We start from the raw sequence: 16,407 nt of genomic DNA, 5'->3' as shown, positions 1-16,407 counted from the left end.
GGTTAGGCCTCGGGAGTGGCGGGGATGGTGTCGGTCGGTGCCGGGGCGTCCGGCCAGACCACGGTGTGCGGAAAGTCCGGCTGCTGCGGCACATCGCGCAGCGCCTGGGCATAGGTCGCCAGCGCCGACGCCTCGGCATCGGTCAGCGTGGTCGGCTGGGCATAGGTGGTTTGCAGCACGTGCCGCTGCAGGGCATCGGTGACCGGGGCGAGCAAGGTATCGCGCTGGGCGCGCAGGCGTGCGGCGATCTGCTCCGCGGTGGGCGGCGGTGGATCCGCGAGGGTGGGCGCGCCGTCGTGGACGACGATCCGTTTGCCGTGGCTCTGGCCGTCCAGCAGCACGCGATAGGCGTCTTCGCTCAAGACGACCAGATCATTAGCTGGCGGCAGCGTGCAGTCCGGATTGGCCTGCTCGATCAGCGGGCCATCGGCGAGCGTTTGGCCATCGCTCGGCGTCCAGTCGGGATCGCGCACCAGCACCGTGCGTGGGCCATGCACGGCGTCGCAGTAGAAGCCGCCATGCACGATGTCGTAGAAGTAGGCCATTCAGTACCCCAGGGCGAAGAAGGTCAGCCCACACCAGCGATTGGCGTTGGCGCCGCCGGGGTACTGGATGTAGGAGGTGAAGTGCGTGCGATCCCAGCCCGTCAGCTGGGCGGTGTTGTCGTACTGTTGCCAGAGCGCACCGCCGACGTTGGTGTTGTAGTCGGTGAGCTGCACGCAAAGGCAGCCGTTCGGAAAGGCCATGGGAAAGCCAAGTGATGGGCCGGTGCCTTCGTTCCACGGCACATCGGAGAGATACGTCCCCCACTGCACCATGAAGCCGTTGGGGAACTTCATCCAGCCGTTGCCCTGGGCGGCGAATGAGATTTGCCCGCTGTGCCACACGGGATTGCCCACCACGCGCAGGTCTTCCACCCAGGTGGTGCCGTCGAGTGCGGCGTCGCGGATGCGGTCGTGCAGCACCCGCCGCGCGGGACCCATCGTCCAGCCGCCCCACTTGAGCACGTTGTCGGTGTCGAGCCCCAGAAATCCACCGGCGACGCTTTCGCGTAGGAAGGCCATCACCGCCGAGGCGGAGGCATTGCCGCCGTTGGCGACGAGTAGGGGCGGCGAGCCTTCGAGGCCCGTGCCGGAGATACCGTCAATCGACGGCATGAGACCGTTGGTCAGCCGCGTGCCGACGGACGTGTTGCTCGCGCCGATGCGTGCGAGGGCGTAGCCGGTGCCGCCGTTCAACGCCAAAGTGCCGTCGTTCTTCAGGGTGGCGTACGCGCCGCCGGCCGCGCCGATCTGTACCGCGCCACCGGCGGCCACGACGGAACCCTGAAACACCGGGCTCTGCGTCGGCGCCTTGGCATCGAGCGCGGTTTGCAGGTTCGTCACGTCGCCGATGGCGTGCGTGTGCGCCGACGGCGCAAAGGTAGTGGGCTTGGCGGTGACCTCGCTCCAGGCCGGCCAGCGCTGGGTCTGCATGGGCGGGTTGTTGATGTCCGACCAGGCGTGCGAGTGCGGCGCCGGGGTGAAAGTGTCGGGCTTGGCCGTCACCTCCGACCAGGCCGGCCAGCGGGTCGCCTGGGCCGGCGGGTTGGTGATCTCCGACCACGGGTGCGCGTGCGCGCTCGGCGTGAACGTGGTCGGCTTGTCGGTGAGGTTGGCCCAGGCGCGGTAGTAGTCGCCGTGCTGGCCGTCGAGCGTGTCGGCGTCCAAGCCGTTGCCGGCGCCGTCGTCTTTCAGGGCGGCGCTCTTGAGGCCCAACTCCCCGCGGAAGGCCGCGGCCGTGGTCAGTCCCAGCAGCTTCTTGACGAACGCAGTGGGCGCAGCGGCGCCGAGGCGAGCGTTCAGCGCGGCGAGCAGCGACTTCGGCGTGACGACGCGCTGCGTATCGGTGCCGGCGGTCGCGTCGTCCTCGCCGGCCAGCTTCACCACGCCCAGCGTGTCGAGGGTGGCTGCCGGGTTATTGAACGTGGTGTCGCCGAAGGTGATCTGCGCAGCGTCCGCGTCGGTGAACTGCACGTCGGTGGCCAGCAGTAGGGTGGACTGCGCGGACTTCTCCACGATCACATTGGCCTGGCCGTAAGAGCCGAACAGCGTGCCGTCGTCCAGGTACCAGCCGAAGCCGCGCACCGTGTAGATGTCCGTGCTCGCATCCGTCACCGTGACGTGGACGGTGTCTTTCGCGGTGGCGCCGCCGGCCACCGCCGCCAGGCGCTTGATCTCGTTCGGTAGCGACTGGCCCGGCACGAAGGCCGTGGCCGTCAGCCCGACGCGGGCGATGCGTACGGCCCGAGTGCCATCGGTTTGGGCGTTGACCAGCACTGCGCGGCCGGCGGGCGTGATCGTGAGAGTGAGGGCCATCTCAGGCGGCTCCGGTGAATTGCAGATGCGCATAGGCGACAGGCCGGGCCGCGGCGGCGACGCCGAGTCGGCCACGGGCCTGCAAGCCCTGGGTGAAGGTGAAGTGCGACCGGGCCGGCTTGGTGCGGCGAATCTCGGCGATGACGTCGTCCACGTAGGCGGCGCTGGCTTCGGCGCCGTCGTCGCCCGTCAGCGTCAGCACCACGTCGAAGGTGTGCGGCACGCCCTTGGGCTCGGTTTGCCACCACTCCCGAATGCTGATCGCACCGCCGAAGGCGGCAGCGACATCGCGCACGGACTGTGACGTGCCCTTGCGGCGCGCGATGTCGATGGCCTGGCGCACGCGGTTGCGCTTGACCGTGTCGGACCAATAGCTCTTCCAGCTATCGAGGCTTAGCGACCAGGCCAACCATGGCAGCAGCTCGCCGCTGATGGTGTCGGCGTTCCAGAGCGTGCGCAGCGGCACCGGCACGTCCAGCGCGTTCAGCGTGACATGTTCGAGGGTGCGTTCCAGCGGCGTGCTATTGGGCGGCAGGAGGCTATCCACCGATGCCCCCATAGGCCAGTTCCACGCCGGTGCAGTGCGCCGCTTGGGTGGGGCCGATCACCAGCGTAGTGCGCGGTTCTTCAAGCTCCACGTTCTGGATGCCGGCCACCTGCAAGGCGGCATAGAGCCCGGACAGCGTGATATCCCGGTCCAGGCGCTTGGCCTCGGCAAGGTACGTATCGAGGCTCGCGCGCGACGCGGCGCGGACGATATCGGCATCCGGGCCGGCGTAGGTCCACAGGGTGGCGCGGACCTGGAAGGGCACGATGTCGGCCGACTGCACGGTCACGAAATCGGTGAGCGGCCGCACGTTGTCGGCGCTCACGTTGTCGGCCACGGCGGCGAGCAGGGCGGGGTCGGCCTGGCCGTTGCCCTGACGCGACAACACCGACACGATCACCTCACCGGGCCAGCGCGCGGCGGCCAGAGCCGCCTGCATGTCGGCGACCAAGGCCGGCGTCGCATCGTGGCGGGCCAGGACGTCGGCCACCACCGCGCGGATGTCGTCCGGCTGCGGGCTGATCGCGCTGGCGTCGAGCACGTCGCCCGACGCGCTGCGTGCGTGAAAAACGTACGCCGCCTCGGGACCGGCCACCGAGAACGAGGCCGGTGCGAGGGTGATGCGCTCACGCAGGGCGTCGTCGGATTCCATCACGGCGGGGATGGCCAGCGTCGGCTTCGCGGGACTCAGCGTGAGTCGTTCGACGCCGTACCAGGCGCCGATGTGGTCGAGGTCCGCGCCCAGGGCCGTCGCCAGGAAGTTAGCCCGCGCGGCATCGTTGACGCGCTGACGCAGGCCCAGCGCCACATAGGCGACGGTCTGCAGGATCTTTACGACCGGCTCGGACTCGCGGCTCAGGTCGATATCGGGCAGGGAGGCGTCGCGTTTCTGCTGTTGCTGCCACAGCGCGGCGAACTGCTCTTTGGCTTTCGCTAGGACCGTTTCGTAGTGGAGCGGTTCGACCACATCGGGCGGTGGCAGGCGGTCGAGCTGGATGGCGCTGGTCATGCCGTAGCGCCTCGGGTCAAAGGCACGCTCAGCGACACGGCGGCGCCCGTGGCGAGGCGGCCGCCGATGTCGAGGGCGAACTTCCCCTGCAGGCCGTCGATGGCCGTCAGCGCGACGCGCTGCACGGTAAGGCGCTTCTCCCAGCGCATGAGCGCGGTGGCGGTGGCGGCGAACAGACGCACGCGCGTGGCCGCGTTGGCCGGCGCATCGAGGAGGTCGAAGACGCGACTGCCGTAGGTGCGGCGCGCTAGGCGGCTGCCCAGCGGCGTGGTCAGGATGTCCGCGACGGATTGGGCGATGTGGTCGATCTCCGGCAGCGCGGCGCCGGTGGTGCGTGACATGCCGGTCATGGCTGCGGCTTGCCCGACATGCCTGACCCTGGCTGCACCTGGTCGTGCGGATGGCTGCGCAGGCTGATATCGCCAGCCTTCACGTCCGTGTCGGTGGTGATGTCCTGCGCGGTATGCAGCGTCGCGTCGAAGGTCGCCGCCTGGGTAACGTGGAAAGCGCCGTCGATATCCATATCGCCGACCAGGTGGAAGCCACCGGGCGCCGTCAGCTCCACGCGGCCGCCAGCTGGAAGCACGCCCTTGAGCAGATGCGTAGCGTGGTCGTACAGAAACACGGCGCCATCACCGAAGGCGATCACCACGTTGTCGGAGGTGGCGCCATCAGGTATGGCGAAGGTGTCGTAGAAGATGCCCGTCAAGGCGACGGCGGCGCCGAGGTTGCCCCCGGGAGAAAGCACGAGTACCTGCTCGCCGGGGGTGGGCGGTGACCAGGTGCGCGTGGCGCCGGCACGTGGAGCAAGCCATGGAATGGGCTTGGTGGCTAGGCCGCCCACCGACACCACTACGCGCGCGCTTGCCACATCGACGGTGGCGATGGTGCCGTAGCGGATCAGGTTGATGAGTTGCGTGGGGTCCTCGTGCATGCGTTGCATGCTGCGGAAGGACGGCGCGCAAGGCACGTAGGGACTGTTCTGTGATGAGGAGTTCAGAACGTTGGCTGACGCAGCCGCGCTGACAAAGGTTTCTGGTAGTTGCCGAGCATTCTCGGATACGGCCTGGGATGGCCGATGGCCTCTTGCCCGCTGTTAGCCCGTAGAGGCTAAGAGGGCCATTCAGATCTAGTCCGTTGGAGGGATTTGTTTGCTGGCAAAGCCGGCTGGCTATACTGGTTGGGCGGAGATTGCTTAACGCTATGGCGTTGAGCTGTCCCCGATTAACAGGCGCCGTATGAAGAACCCGGCCCAAAGGGTCGAATGTCTAACAGCTATGGCCGATAACATGACCTACCATCACGTCATTGCAAAAGTGGGCTCAGGAGATAAATTCCGGTGCCTATTCTCGGATATATCTGCGGCTGATCTGCGGAAAAAATTCATCTTGCCGTACGAGCGTGGTACGGGGTTTTTCTGCGGAAGTGATCTCATTTCACCGGCTGAAATCCGTTCGCTAAAGATTGTAAGGACCAACAATCCGGACGAGGTCGAGCGGGCGGAAATTAACCGTGCCGATCAAGCCAGGATAGATGAATTCAATCGCACGAGCGGTGGCCTCACTATTATAGGTTTCGGGGGTGGCTATGAGCCTGAGGACATTGAGGGCGCTGGTGAAGATGTGACGCACGTGCTTATCAAGGGGCCGCCTGGCTTTAAGGCTGGCCGTTGGGCGCCGTCTAAGAAAGTCATGGGATGGTTTTTTGGAATCCTCGCCTCCGTGGTCGCCGCTGGTGCAGCGAAATGGTTGGGATGGGTGTAAAGCCGTCAATAGTGAGTCGTGTCGGAGGAACTTTGTTCTGACAGGGCAGCGAAATAGGAGGGGGGATGCCAATCGAACTTCACGATGGTTGCGTCAAGCAGCTGATCAAGCTCGTTGAACAGGCGTTAGTCGAGACGACGTGTTCCTATAACGCCATCATCGACTATCCGCAGCCAGAGGTGTGGAGTGCCCTGGATAAAGTTCTTCCAGCAGATAAGTCTCGTCAACTGGAGGGGTATATCAACCATGCCCCAGTTGCTACGTTCCTCAAGTCTGTAGTCCAGCGAGACTTAAACGATTGGGCAAAGTACGACGGCGACGCTAGGAACGTACCGCTCACGAGCCTTTATGGTGGGGATGTCTCTGAGCTGGCTGTGAGCTACGTCACCGAGCTTCGCGCAATGCCCGTGCGATGCGTGTTCACCTACACGCTCCCGAAGTCTATTGCTCAGTACCTTGACCCAAAGGAGGTGATCAATATTAGTGATGGCGTCGTAGTAACCTTTGGAACGGATGATGTAGTTAAAACATTTCCGATGGATGCGGTTGGTGGAAGTGCTTTAAGCTCTCTCTTGGGGTTCTCGTCTCGCATGGATTCAGAGACATGCTATCTACAAATTTTTATTGATGGATTTGTGGATAGGTACACACCGACAGCGGCGTCTATGGGGGCAAGCGCTTTATGCCGATCGATACTAGGTCTGGGATCTGCGCATCGCGCATGGCGTGTCGGACCTGAGTGGATGGGTGAAAAGTTTTCTTCACCAGGCTTCGTGCATGCGTTGAGTGGCAATGAATGGAAGTACGTATCGCAAGTCTCCCTTGATAGAACCGTGGCGCGTGCCATTGAAAGGCTTCAGTTCGATTTCCTCGATGGGCACATAGCTAACGCGGATCAGGCGCGTAGCTGGCTGGCTACCAACCTGAAGGCGATAGCACTTATTCTGCGGACAAAGAAGAATGAGCTCATTCTTCGGGGCAGTCAGTGGTACTTCGATAGTTTTGCTAGCGAAAATGTTCTTGATGCGTACATCCGAGCGACTGTTGCGGTGGAGATTATGCTCGGGGAAGAAGATGGCCAGGATGGGATTGGGCTCACGACGATGCTCGCCAACCGCTGTGCATACCTCATAAGTAACAATCATGATGAGCGCGAAAATTTTCTCGACGATTTTCGAGAAATATATAAGCTTCGATCAAAGATTGTTCATACCGGATTCGATCGTCTCATGCAGCGCGAGCAGGACATGCTATATAAGCTTCAGTGGATATGCCTTCGCATTATTCAAAAGGAAAGTAAGTTGCTTGTGAGCTAAGGGCGTCTGCGAGGGCGTTTTTGGCATCGTCACACTTCGCTACACCGTCATCGCCATAGGTGCTGTAGTAGTAGGTCGCGCACACATTCTCTGTCGATGCTGGTGAAGCCAAGAAGTGCGCGCCGCGCATAGCGAATCTCGGTAGCATTCGGTGCGGCGCGATCATTCAGGCCTTCTTGGTGGATGCGTGCAATGCGCGCCGCCTGGCCTGAGAAGCCCACCTCGGCGGCATCGGGTGTGCCGGCGATACGCAGCCACCGCGCGGTGCGAAGCTTGGTGAACATCGCCGCGCGCCGCCGGATGGTCCCGCGCCGATCACGCAGCCGCGGCTTGCGTGGCACGAAGGACGAGCCCTCCGCATCGTGCTGCGAGGCGATGCGCTGCTGTTGGGATCGGCGCAGTTCCCGCGCGATGGTGACGGCGAGGGTGCGCCGCGTAGGCGCGTCCAACTTGGCCAGCAGCGCGCCGGCCCATTCGTCCAATTGGCGTAGCGGATCGCTGCTCACCACAACGCCGACGGATCGGCGGGTGGAGGCGCCGGATGCTCGAAGCCCTCGCCGCGGCGCATCACCGGCTCAGTGATATCCAGCTGGAACTGCACATCGGCCAGCTCCGTCGTCATCAATTCGGCCTCGAACCGCACGCCGTTGCGTCGGCTTTCGGCGCTAAGCAGCAAATCCGGTTGCTCGGCAGCGAGCCAGCGCAACACGGTGGCCGTGAGTGCGTCCATGTCGCCCGCGAAATCCTGCACGATCACCGTCAGCTGGTAAGCGTATTCCCAACTCTCACCCGGTTCACCGGTAGCCACCACCGAGCCACGCTCGGCGAAGATCAGCAGTTTCTGCGGGTCGAGGGCGAGATCGGGCAGTCCGCGGATCAGCGCCTCGCGCAGGCGGCCGGGTTTATTCATCCAACGCGGCCTCGCGATAAGGCGGCATCTGCAAACGATCGATCAGCGCATTGAGCTGTTCGCGGATGGCGTGGCAGGTACCGTAGTTGCCGGCGATGACCACGGCGGCGTCAGAGGCTGTAACGCCGGAGGCCTGCGCATCAGCAGCGCCGGGAGGGCCGGGCAGGTCGGCCGCGGCGGCGGCGTCGTGCAGGCGGACAAAGCCGACAGGGAGAGGAAAAGCAGCATCGGTGCGGGGCGTGACATAGCGGGGCGTCTCGCGCTGGATAGTGTGGATGACCTGGCGAACCACGCGCTCGCGGTCCACGTACTGGGTAATGACATGAACATCCGCGCGCGCCGCGCTAGTCTCGAAGCCGGCGATGACCGCTTGTATTTGTGCCTTGGCTACATCGTCGGCCAGTCGTTGGATGTGGTCTTGCTGCCAGCGCATTACGCCAGCGGCCAGGGCGAGCAGGGCAAGCAGGACGATGAGGAGATAACGCATGGCCTACGTCCCCACCCGGTTCGTGATCCAGCCGAACACGAAGCGTCGCTGCGAAGGGTTCCCTTCGGTAATGTCGAGGTAGCGTGTGCCCTGGGAGCTATGGATGCCCTTGAGCAAGGCGGCAGCGCCCATCGGGCCACGCCAGCGCAGGAAAGTCCGTAGCGCATCGAGCGTCTTGTTGCCCGCCTGGCCGTCGACCACCAGCTCCGCGTAGCGCGTGCCGGTGTCGTTGAACGCATTGAGCCAGCGTTGCAGGAAACGGGCGGCGACCGCCGGTCCCATGTTGACGCCGATGTCCACTAGCGTGGCGCCAATCTCCGGATCGATGGCGACCACCTCGCCGAAGCGAGGCGCATCCACGTACTGCGTGCGGTAGATCGCGCGGGCGGTCGCTTCGGGCAATGTCGCCATCGGGCCGATGTAGCCGTGGGCGCGCGCCGTGGCGACGGTGATGCCCCACCGGGTCTCGCCGCCGCGGTCGGCCGGGTCGTGGACGTAGCCACCTTCCACGTCGATCAGGTCCGACAGCAGGCGCTCGATGCGCTGTTCGGCGAGCGCGATCACCGGCGCACCCGACGATGTACGGCGCGCGCGGCGTCCCGCATGGCGCGGAGGGTATGCGCCAGGTCGCCACGGTGCCCGGTGAGCAGCACGGCCAGCGCGGCACATCCGAGCGCTTCCAGCGGCCCCGGCGGCGGTCGCACGCCGCATAGGAGCTTCACCGCCGTCATCAGACAACCGACCACCAGCAGCCAGGCCAACCAGGCTACACCGCGGCGATGAGGCGAGCCGCCGCGGCGGTACATCGCCAACTGCCAGGCGATGACCAGGCACGCGATCAGCTGGATCAGCGGCCAGGCGTTTGGGGTAATGAGCTGGGACATGGGTCAGGCTCCGCGCTTGGTGAACAGGGAGGAGAGATCGAGGGTCTTCACCCGCTCGATGGCTTGGGTGGCGACCGTCACCGCGACGGCGCCACCGAGGAAGCCGGCCAGGCCGTTGCTTTGCAGCGGCAGCAGGCCGCGCAGCTCCGGCGCGCCGAAGTAGCCCGCAGCGGTGCTCACCAACAGATAGACGGCGCGGTGCAGCGGCGGCAGGTCCCGCGCACTGGTGACGTACAGCGTGCCGCCGGCCAGCGCGCCCACGAGGGCGTCGCCGTCGATGCCGGGAAGCAGCGCGGTGGTGGCAGCCGTGGCGGTGACCGCGGCGGCAAGGAGATAGGTGCTGGCCGGTTCGGTCATGCTCAGTCCCATAGCTGTTGGGTAGGAAGGATGGGTGTCGCTGTGGCGGGCGAGCGTTCGGGCAGGTGCACGACGGTGCCGGTCGGGAGGACGTGGCCGAGGTCGGCCAGGTCACGATTGCGTTCGAGCACGGCTTCCACCACGCCCGTGGTGGCGCCCAGCTCCCGCCAGCACAGCGCGTCCACCGTGTCGCCTTGGAGCGAGCGCACCGCGGGCACTAGATCAGCTCCACGACGTTGCGCGCGCGGCCCAGGATGTCGGCCAGCGCCCATTGCGCGTTGCGCCGGAACTCGTCGGCCGCCGTGGTCTCCGATTCGGCGCGATGATCGCCCGCGCGGGTGGTGTCCCAATCGCGGTAGTGCTCGGCGAGGTCCGCCTGCACGCTGCAGGCGACGGCGCGGAGGTAGCGCTGCACGAGGACCGACTTGTCGTCGATGGTCTCGTCCATGTCCGCGGCCGACACCCAACCCTGTGCAATCTTCGTGGCGCGAAACGCGGCGAGCTGGGGATTGATGAACAGAACCGCGGCGATAGCGGCGGTGCGCAGGCGCGCCGCCGTGACGTTGCCGGTGAGGCGGGTAGAGGCGCGCAGGGCGCCGAGGTCGATATCGGGCCAGAAACCGTCGTTGCGGATCGGCGGGCCGTCGTCGGAGGGAGGGGTGGCGGCCGTGCCGCCGTTGCCAGTCAGGGTGCCCATAGGGGTCTCTTCAAATGCGGCGGTGGACGGGTGGGTCAGTGTTCGCCCGTGGGCGACCCTCGCCACCCGTGCCGCCGCGGCGCCAGGGGGAGGCTCAGGGGCCGCCTTGCGGCGGCGGTTCGGTGGCGGCGCTATCGCCGGGAAGGTGGCGCAGCCGGCGTTCCAGCTGCTCGATGTCTTTCTTGGCGCCGACCTTGTCGTGCAGTTCCACCGCGCGGCGCAGGTACACCAGGGCCTCGCCGGGTTCGGTCTCGGCGAGCAGGCGGCCGAGGGCGAAGTGCAGCTTGGCGCGCACCTGGTCGGGCATGTCGTAGGGCGCGGTGATGTCCATCACCTCGCGCAGCACGGCCACGTCGAAGGGCTTGCCGGTCGTGTGGGCCTTGAGCGCCTGCTCAGCCGGCTCCTCCGCCACCAGCGTGGCGGTGGTGCGCTGGAAGCGGTCGGGCATCGATAGGTTGTGCGTCAGCACGTAGCGGGCAATCGGCAGCGCACCGGCGAAGTCGCCCACATCGATACGCCAGCACAGGACGTAGCCGAGCACGTCGTCCTGCACGCCCTGGCCGCCGGCCAGTACGCCGTCCACATAGGCTTCGTAGTCGGGCAGCAGTTCGCGCTTGGCCTCGATCTTTCGCTCCACCGATTGCAGGAGCTTCAAGCGGCGACGGTCGGTGTCGAGCTTCGCGCGGATCAGGGCATGGGCGTGGGAGGTGGCGCTGTCCACCGCCGCCCCCGGCGCCGCTTTCGCGGTCGCCTGGGCGGCCTGCACGCGCATTAGATGTTCCATGGCAGGTGAGGGCATCGTGGCGGGCCTTACGGGGCCTGGGTCCAGTTGCCGAGCACGACGTTCTCGATCAGCACCGCGCCACGCAGGCGCTCGATCACATAGGCGTCGTTGCTCGACTGGTAGTCGGCGATACGGTCGTATTCCGGCTCGTCCTTGAGCAGGCGACGGCGGCCACCGGTCTGGTAGTAGATCGACAGATTGTCCGGTCGGCTGATCAACAGCGACGTGCCCGGGAAGTACGGCAGGCCCAACGCGGTCAGGCCGCCCATCAGCTTCTGGCTCACCAGCACCTGGGTAGCCAACTCGTCGGTGGCGCGCTGTTCTTGGTTGATCTTGGGGAAGTACTTGTCGTGCAGCAGCTTGCGGTTCACGTGCACGCGCAGGCCCGTGTCTTCCTGAAACCACGGCGCCAGAATCTGGATCGCGTCGTACACCAGGGCATCCAGGTTGGCGTAATGGCCGCCGGGGCCGATGCGGACCTCACCGGCGCCCGCCTTGCCTTCCTTCATCACCTGCGCCGGCGCCTGCTCGCGCAGCACCTGCAGCCAGCCCTTGTTGACGTCCTGCAGCAGCGGGTTCTTGTCGATGTCGGTATCCGCGGCCACGCTCGTGCCGTTCCAGCCGATCATCAGGCGATCCAGCGCCTGCTGCTGGACCAGCTCGCCGGCCACGCGCGGCTGGAAGTCCGGGAAATGCGCCCAGGCGTCCAGGGTGGCGTAGCGGATGGAGGTATCGAAGTTGGTCTGGAAGCACTCGTAGGGCTTGGCGTCCAGGTCGTGCATTTCGCGCGGATTGCGTCGCTTGCCGCCGCTGGTGTTCGTGCGGCTGGCCGACGGCCCCTTGATGCCGAGACCCAGCTTCTCGCCGATCCGCTCGGTCACCGGCTGGACGTTGACCAGGCGCAGGTAGTCGCTGGACTCCTGAATGCGGTTCTCCATGGTCTGCTGCACGGAGGGCTGCACATCGAATTTCTCGGTGGCGCTCGGTACGTCGTTGAGCTTGGCGATCTGTGCGGCCAGGGCGTTGAAGGCCAAGCGGGTGTGTTTCTTCATGGGTGTCCTTTAGCGGTGTGGAAGGCGCGGGGCGACGATCAGAACTCGGTCAGCATCAGGCCGGGACCGTTGGCCTGGGGGCGATTGGCGGCCGGCGCGGGCGTGGTGTGGAACTTCTGTTCGATGGCATCCAGGCGCTGGGTGAGTTCGTCCACGCGCTGCGTGTGCTTCGCCACCGTGGCGTCTACGGTCTGGAACATCTGCGCGGTCTGCGTGCTCTGTGTTTCGCCGTGCTCGGCCACTTCTTCGATGGCGGCGGCCAGGTCCGTGAAGCGGGCGTCGTCGGACGCGTCTTTGCGGCGGAACATCTCGCGCACCTTCGCCAGCACGCTCGGCTTGGGCGCGTCCTCGGCGGTGAACTCAATCACCGTCTCGGTCGCTTCGCCGAACACGTTATCGGGGTGTTGCTTGCGCGCCGTGAGCGGACTGGACTCCGGATGCTGGGCGGTGAACTTGAGCATTTCCGTGCCCAGGCTCGCGGGTGTATCGGTGACCGCGAGGCCGACCAGGTAGGCGCGCCCGGTGTCGGCGAACTTCGGCGACACCTCTGCGCTGGTGAACACCTTCTGCATGGAGCCGACCAGCTTCACCAGGTCATCGCTCGGCGTGATGGTGGCGAACAGCTCCAGCTTGCCGGTGGCGTTTTCCGCCGCGTCCAGTGCATCCACGAAGCCGTAGTTCTTGAAGGGGCTGTCGGGCAGGGCGCTGCGGATATGTTCGATATTGATGCCGGCGCGGTACCTCGCCGGATCGTAGGTGGCGGCCATGTCCCTGATCCAACCGCGTTCGACCACGCGGCCATCGACGGTGGCGCCTTCGGTGAAGATGCGGAACTTCTTGGATTTCTTAGCGGGTGCGGGCATGCGTGGGCCTCGATGCGAAGGGAGGTGAGTCGGTAGGCGGCCAGCATCGGGACGCACGCAGAGCGCGGCAACGCGCGCTTGTTCTGCATGGCATGCAGCAGAACGAAGGCAGCGCGAAGCACTGACGGGGCATCCCTACGCTGTCGCGCATGCTCATACCGACGATGGATCCCCGACGACACGCGCGCAGCCTGTTCTTTCAAGGCTGGGGTGTGACTGAGATTGCGCAGCACCTGGTGCTGCCCCGCGCCACGGTGGAATCGTGGAAGCAACGCGACGAGTGGGCGTCCGCACGCTCCATTGATCGCGTGGAAATGCAGCTGGACGTGCGCCTGTGCCAGCTCATCATGAAAGAGCCCAAGAGTGGCGGCGACTACAAGGAGATCGATCTACTCACACGGCAGATTGAGCGCCTGGCGCGGGTGCGCCGCTACGAAGCGCCAGGTGGGCACGAAGGCGACCTCAACCCCGCGGTGGCCAACCGCAACTCCAAGGCGCGGCGCAAGCCGGTGCGCAACGAGTACAGCCCGGAGCAAGCCGCACGGCTACGGGAAGCTTTTCTGGATTCGTTGTTCGCTTACCAGCGCACCTGGCACGAACAAGGCCTGGAAAGGCGCATCCGTAACATCCTCAAATCGCGCCAGATTGGCGCGACTTGGTACTTCGCTCGCGAAGCCCTGGTCGATGCGATGGAGACGGGGAGGAACCAGATTTTCCTGTCGGCGAGCCGCGCGCAGGCGGACGTGTTCCGGCAGTACCTGACGCAGTTCGCCAAGGATGCGGCCGAGATCGAGTTGAAGGGCGATCCGCTCATCCTGCCCAATGACGCCACGCTGTACTTCCTGGGCACGAACTCGCGCACGGCGCAGAGCTATCACGGCAATCTGTACTTCGACGAATACTTCTGGGTCCATAGCTTCCAGACGCTGCGCAAGGTGGCGTCGGGCATGTCCAGCCATAAGAAGTGGCGGCAGACCTATTTCTCGACGCCGTCGTCGCTCAGCCACGACGCCTATCCGTTCTGGTCGGGTGCGCAGTTCAACAAGGGGCGCGCCAAGGCCGACCGCGTCGATATCGATATCTCGCACGCGGCCCTCGCCGCGGGTCTGTTCTGCGCAGACGGGCAGTGGCGTCAAATCGTCTCGGTGATCGACGCGCTGGCCGGCGGCTGCGACCTGTTCGACATCGACCAGCTGCGGCTGGAATACGGCGACGACGAGTTCCAGCAGCTGTTCATGTGCGCGTTTATTGACGACAGCGCGTCGGTGTTCCCGTTCAACCTGGTCAAGCGCTGCATGGTGGACAGCTGGGATGCGTGGGACGACTTCCGCGTCTACGCGCCGCGGCCGGTCGGCGATGCCGAAGTGTCCATTGGCTTCGATCCGTCGAAGGGCGCGACGGGCGGTGACCCCTCCGGCTGCACCGTCAATGCGCTGCCCACGCGGCAGCGGGATACGTTCCGCGTATTGGAGAAGTTCCAATGGCCCGGCCAGGACTTCGATGCCCAGGCCGGCAACATCAAGGGGCTGTGCGACCGCTACCGCGTGGCGGACATCGCCATCGACACCACCGGTATGGGGACGGGCGTCTACCAGCTGGTGAAGCAGTTCTTCCCCATGGCGCGGGCGATCCAGTACTCCCCGGAAACCAAGGCGCAAATGGTCATGAAGACCCAGGACGTCATGGGCAAGGGCCGCTTGGAGTGGGATGCCGGTTGGACCGATCTCGCCGCGGCCTTCATGGCCATCCGCAAAACCATGACGGCCAGCGGCCGCCACGTGACCTATGACGCCAGCCGCTCGGCGGACGTGGGTCATGCGGATCTCGCCTGGTCCGTCATGCACTCCCTTATTTACGAGCCGCTGGAAGGCCGCGCGGCCCACAGCCACAACGTCATGGAGATTTTTTAATGGGCAAGCGCAAGCGCGGCACGCAACGCAGCGAAATAACGAAGGACACCACAGCCGGCGGCCGCTTCGAAGCGTTCACCTTCGGCGATCCGGAACCGATCGACCGGGCCAATCTGTTGGACTACGTGCAGGTATGGCATAACAGTCGATGGTATGAGCCGCCGGTGAGCCTGACTGGCCTGGCCAACATGTTGCAGATTGCGCCCCATCACTCGTCCGCGATCTACGTTAAGCGGAACCTGCTCGTCTCCGCGTTCCAGCCGTCGCGCTACTTGTCGGTGGCGGAGTTCGAAGCCTTCACTATGGATTACCTCACCTTTGGCCAAGCCTATCTGGAATGCGAGGAGGCGCTATCGGGCCGATTGCTGCGGACCAGGCACACACCGGCGCTGTTCACGCGTCGCGGTGTCGAAGAGGGTACGTTTTGGTTTGCGCCGCTGAATGGGCAGGCTTTCCAGTTTGAGCGGCCGGTGGTGCAGATGAAGGCGCCGGACGTGCGGCAAGAGATCTACGGTATCCCCGAATACCTGAGCGCGCTGCATGCGGCGCAGCTCAATCGCTCCGCCACGCTGTTCCGGCGCAAGTACTACGACAACGGGTCGCATGCGGGTTTCATCCTCTACATGACCGATCCGGCGCAGAATCCTGACGACGTCGACAACCTGCGTAAAGCCCTCAAGGGTGCAAAGGGGCCGGGTAACTTCCGCAACCTTTTCATGTACGCGCCGAGTGGCAAGAAGGACGGTCTGCAGCTGATCCCGATTAGCGAAGTGGCGGCTAAGGATGATTTCGCGTCGATCAAGAATGCGAGCCGGGATGACATTCTTGCGGCGCACCGAGTGCCGCCACAGCTGTTGGGGATGATTCCCATCAACGCCGGAGGCTTTGGCGACGTGGGAAAGGCGAGGGACGTATTCAGAGAGAACGAGATCGATCCGCTGATCTTTCGGATGCTTGGTTTGAACGATTCGCTGGGAGTGAAGATTTTTAGCTTCAAAGGCGTCGGGTGAAACTAGCCATGAGCTATTGCTTTGCAAGAGGAAGACTTGGCCGTATGCAAATTGCTTGTAGCCCAGCATGGCATAGCTAGACCCGTTTTGGAGCGGGCGCTTGAATATGCCCGGGTAGCTTGTAGGGCAAGACTTACAGATCCCGGTGTTGAGTTCTTACAATTGCTGTGAGCTTGGCCGCGATAGGATTCGACCGTTTCGCAGAATATTCGTTGCTCGGGTCGATCACCGTTCCAAGGGGATATCGTGATGTCGCAAGGATTTGCGGTATTGAGGCGGCTTGGACTGCTTTTGCTCCTCCTAGCCGTAAGCGGGTCAGTTTGGGCAGGTGGTCCACCCTACATCCACCTCGCTGGCCTAGCAGGCATTCCTCCAGATCGGTCGCCGTACAGCACTATGGGTGAGGCGATTCAGGCCGGGATTGCCTTCATGCGGCAAAACCCGGATTTTGCGGCGAACTG

21 protein-coding genes are annotated in these 16,407 nt (G+C 64.6%); 4 read left to right on the top strand and 17 right to left on the bottom strand.

Annotated elements, in window-relative coordinates; all coding sequences use genetic code 11:
- Positions 1 to 2: 2 nt before the first annotated feature.
- From FHW84_RS17030 to FHW84_RS17005, 6 genes are read right to left on the bottom strand one after another with little or no spacing between them, the layout of a single operon-like run.
- Positions 3 to 545: a phage tail assembly chaperone gene (locus FHW84_RS17030; protein ID WP_167257164.1), complete on the bottom strand. Its 543-nt coding sequence runs from the start codon at positions 543 to 545 to the stop codon at positions 3 to 5.
- Entirely contained in the window at positions 546 to 2,357 is a 1,812-nt protein-coding gene (locus FHW84_RS23100; protein ID WP_208399836.1) for a hypothetical protein, read from the bottom strand.
- Between the two features lies 1 nt (position 2,358).
- The gene (locus tag FHW84_RS17020) at positions 2,359 to 2,904 is read right to left on the bottom strand and encodes a phage tail protein I (RefSeq protein ID WP_343203618.1); all 546 of its coding nucleotides are present in this window, start codon (positions 2,902 to 2,904) and stop codon (positions 2,359 to 2,361) included.
- Positions 2,897 to 3,913, bottom strand: coding sequence for a baseplate J/gp47 family protein (locus tag FHW84_RS17015; protein WP_167257162.1), 1,017 nt, complete (start codon positions 3,911 to 3,913; stop codon positions 2,897 to 2,899). The genes FHW84_RS17020 and FHW84_RS17015 overlap by 8 nt, the downstream gene beginning before the upstream one ends.
- Positions 3,910 to 4,263, bottom strand: coding sequence for a GPW/gp25 family protein (locus FHW84_RS17010; RefSeq protein WP_167257161.1), 354 nt, complete (start codon positions 4,261 to 4,263; stop codon positions 3,910 to 3,912). Before FHW84_RS17010 ends, FHW84_RS17015 begins: the two co-directional genes overlap by 4 nt.
- Positions 4,260 to 4,847 carry a phage baseplate assembly protein V gene (locus FHW84_RS17005; protein WP_167257160.1) on the bottom strand — a complete coding sequence of 196 codons (588 nt, stop codon included), beginning with the start codon at positions 4,845 to 4,847 and terminating at the stop codon, positions 4,260 to 4,262. Before FHW84_RS17005 ends, FHW84_RS17010 begins: the two co-directional genes overlap by 4 nt.
- Positions 4,848 to 5,202: 355 nt before the next feature.
- Here FHW84_RS17005 and FHW84_RS17000 point away from each other — a divergent pair, with 355 nt between their 5' ends.
- Positions 5,203 to 5,676, top strand: a complete 474-nt coding sequence (locus FHW84_RS17000) for a hypothetical protein (RefSeq protein ID WP_167257159.1) — start codon at positions 5,203 to 5,205, stop codon at positions 5,674 to 5,676.
- A 65-nt stretch (positions 5,677 to 5,741) separates the two neighbouring features.
- Positions 5,742 to 6,992, top strand: a complete 1,251-nt coding sequence (locus FHW84_RS16995; RefSeq protein WP_167257158.1) for a HEPN domain-containing protein — start codon at positions 5,742 to 5,744, stop codon at positions 6,990 to 6,992.
- 47 nt (positions 6,993 to 7,039) lie between these two features.
- On the opposite strand, the gene FHW84_RS16990 is transcribed toward FHW84_RS16995, so the two are convergent.
- The 11 genes from FHW84_RS16990 to FHW84_RS16940 form a co-directional block, all read right to left on the bottom strand.
- Positions 7,040 to 7,498 carry a phage virion morphogenesis protein gene (locus FHW84_RS16990; protein ID WP_167257157.1) on the bottom strand — a complete coding sequence of 153 codons (459 nt, stop codon included), beginning with the start codon at positions 7,496 to 7,498 and terminating at the stop codon, positions 7,040 to 7,042.
- Positions 7,495 to 7,902 (bottom strand): phage tail protein, encoded by a 408-nt coding sequence (locus FHW84_RS16985; RefSeq protein WP_167257156.1) that lies wholly within the window; start codon positions 7,900 to 7,902, stop codon positions 7,495 to 7,497. The genes FHW84_RS16990 and FHW84_RS16985 overlap by 4 nt, the downstream gene beginning before the upstream one ends.
- On the bottom strand, positions 7,895 to 8,389 hold the full coding sequence (locus tag FHW84_RS16980; protein WP_167257155.1) for a hypothetical protein: 495 nt from the start codon (positions 8,387 to 8,389) through the stop codon (positions 7,895 to 7,897). The genes FHW84_RS16985 and FHW84_RS16980 overlap by 8 nt, the downstream gene beginning before the upstream one ends.
- 3 nt (positions 8,390 to 8,392) lie before the next feature.
- Complete coding sequence (locus FHW84_RS16975; RefSeq protein ID WP_208399835.1) at positions 8,393 to 8,953, bottom strand: glycosyl hydrolase 108 family protein; 561 nt, start codon at positions 8,951 to 8,953, stop codon at positions 8,393 to 8,395.
- Entirely contained in the window at positions 8,950 to 9,273 is a 324-nt protein-coding gene (locus FHW84_RS16970) for a phage holin family protein (protein WP_167257153.1), read from the bottom strand. The genes FHW84_RS16975 and FHW84_RS16970 overlap by 4 nt, the downstream gene beginning before the upstream one ends.
- 3 nt (positions 9,274 to 9,276) lie before the next feature.
- Positions 9,277 to 9,630: a putative holin gene (locus tag FHW84_RS16965; protein WP_167257152.1), complete on the bottom strand. Its 354-nt coding sequence runs from the start codon at positions 9,628 to 9,630 to the stop codon at positions 9,277 to 9,279.
- A 2-nt stretch (positions 9,631 to 9,632) separates the two neighbouring features.
- Entirely contained in the window at positions 9,633 to 9,848 is a 216-nt protein-coding gene (locus FHW84_RS23295) for a tail protein X (RefSeq protein WP_343203617.1), read from the bottom strand.
- Positions 9,848 to 10,327, bottom strand: a complete 480-nt coding sequence (locus tag FHW84_RS16955) for a head completion/stabilization protein (RefSeq protein ID WP_167257150.1) — start codon at positions 10,325 to 10,327, stop codon at positions 9,848 to 9,850. The genes FHW84_RS23295 and FHW84_RS16955 overlap by 1 nt, the downstream gene beginning before the upstream one ends.
- Positions 10,328 to 10,421: 94 nt before the next feature.
- Positions 10,422 to 11,099, bottom strand: a complete 678-nt coding sequence (gene gpM / locus FHW84_RS16950) for a phage terminase small subunit (RefSeq protein ID WP_208399834.1) — start codon at positions 11,097 to 11,099, stop codon at positions 10,422 to 10,424.
- Between the two features lie 38 nt (positions 11,100 to 11,137).
- Positions 11,138 to 12,163, bottom strand: a complete 1,026-nt coding sequence (locus FHW84_RS16945) for a phage major capsid protein, P2 family (RefSeq protein WP_167257148.1) — start codon at positions 12,161 to 12,163, stop codon at positions 11,138 to 11,140.
- A 38-nt stretch (positions 12,164 to 12,201) separates the two neighbouring features.
- On the bottom strand, positions 12,202 to 13,026 hold the full coding sequence (locus tag FHW84_RS16940; RefSeq protein ID WP_167257147.1) for a GPO family capsid scaffolding protein: 825 nt from the start codon (positions 13,024 to 13,026) through the stop codon (positions 12,202 to 12,204).
- 149 nt (positions 13,027 to 13,175) lie between these two features.
- Between FHW84_RS16940 and FHW84_RS16935 the strand changes: the two genes are divergently transcribed.
- Together FHW84_RS16935 and FHW84_RS16930 are read left to right on the top strand one after the other, a co-directional pair.
- The gene (locus FHW84_RS16935) at positions 13,176 to 14,936 is read left to right on the top strand and encodes a terminase family protein (RefSeq protein ID WP_167257146.1); all 1,761 of its coding nucleotides are present in this window, start codon (positions 13,176 to 13,178) and stop codon (positions 14,934 to 14,936) included.
- On the top strand, positions 14,936 to 15,946 hold the full coding sequence (locus tag FHW84_RS16930) for a phage portal protein (protein ID WP_167257145.1): 1,011 nt from the start codon (positions 14,936 to 14,938) through the stop codon (positions 15,944 to 15,946). Before FHW84_RS16935 ends, FHW84_RS16930 begins: the two co-directional genes overlap by 1 nt.
- Positions 15,947 to 16,407 lie beyond the last annotated feature (461 nt).

Source organism: Dyella sp. SG562 (genome assembly GCF_011759495.1).
Lineage (GTDB): Bacteria > Pseudomonadota > Gammaproteobacteria > Xanthomonadales > Rhodanobacteraceae > Dyella_D > Dyella_D marensis.
This window is presented reverse-complemented; position numbering and strand designations above follow the sequence as displayed.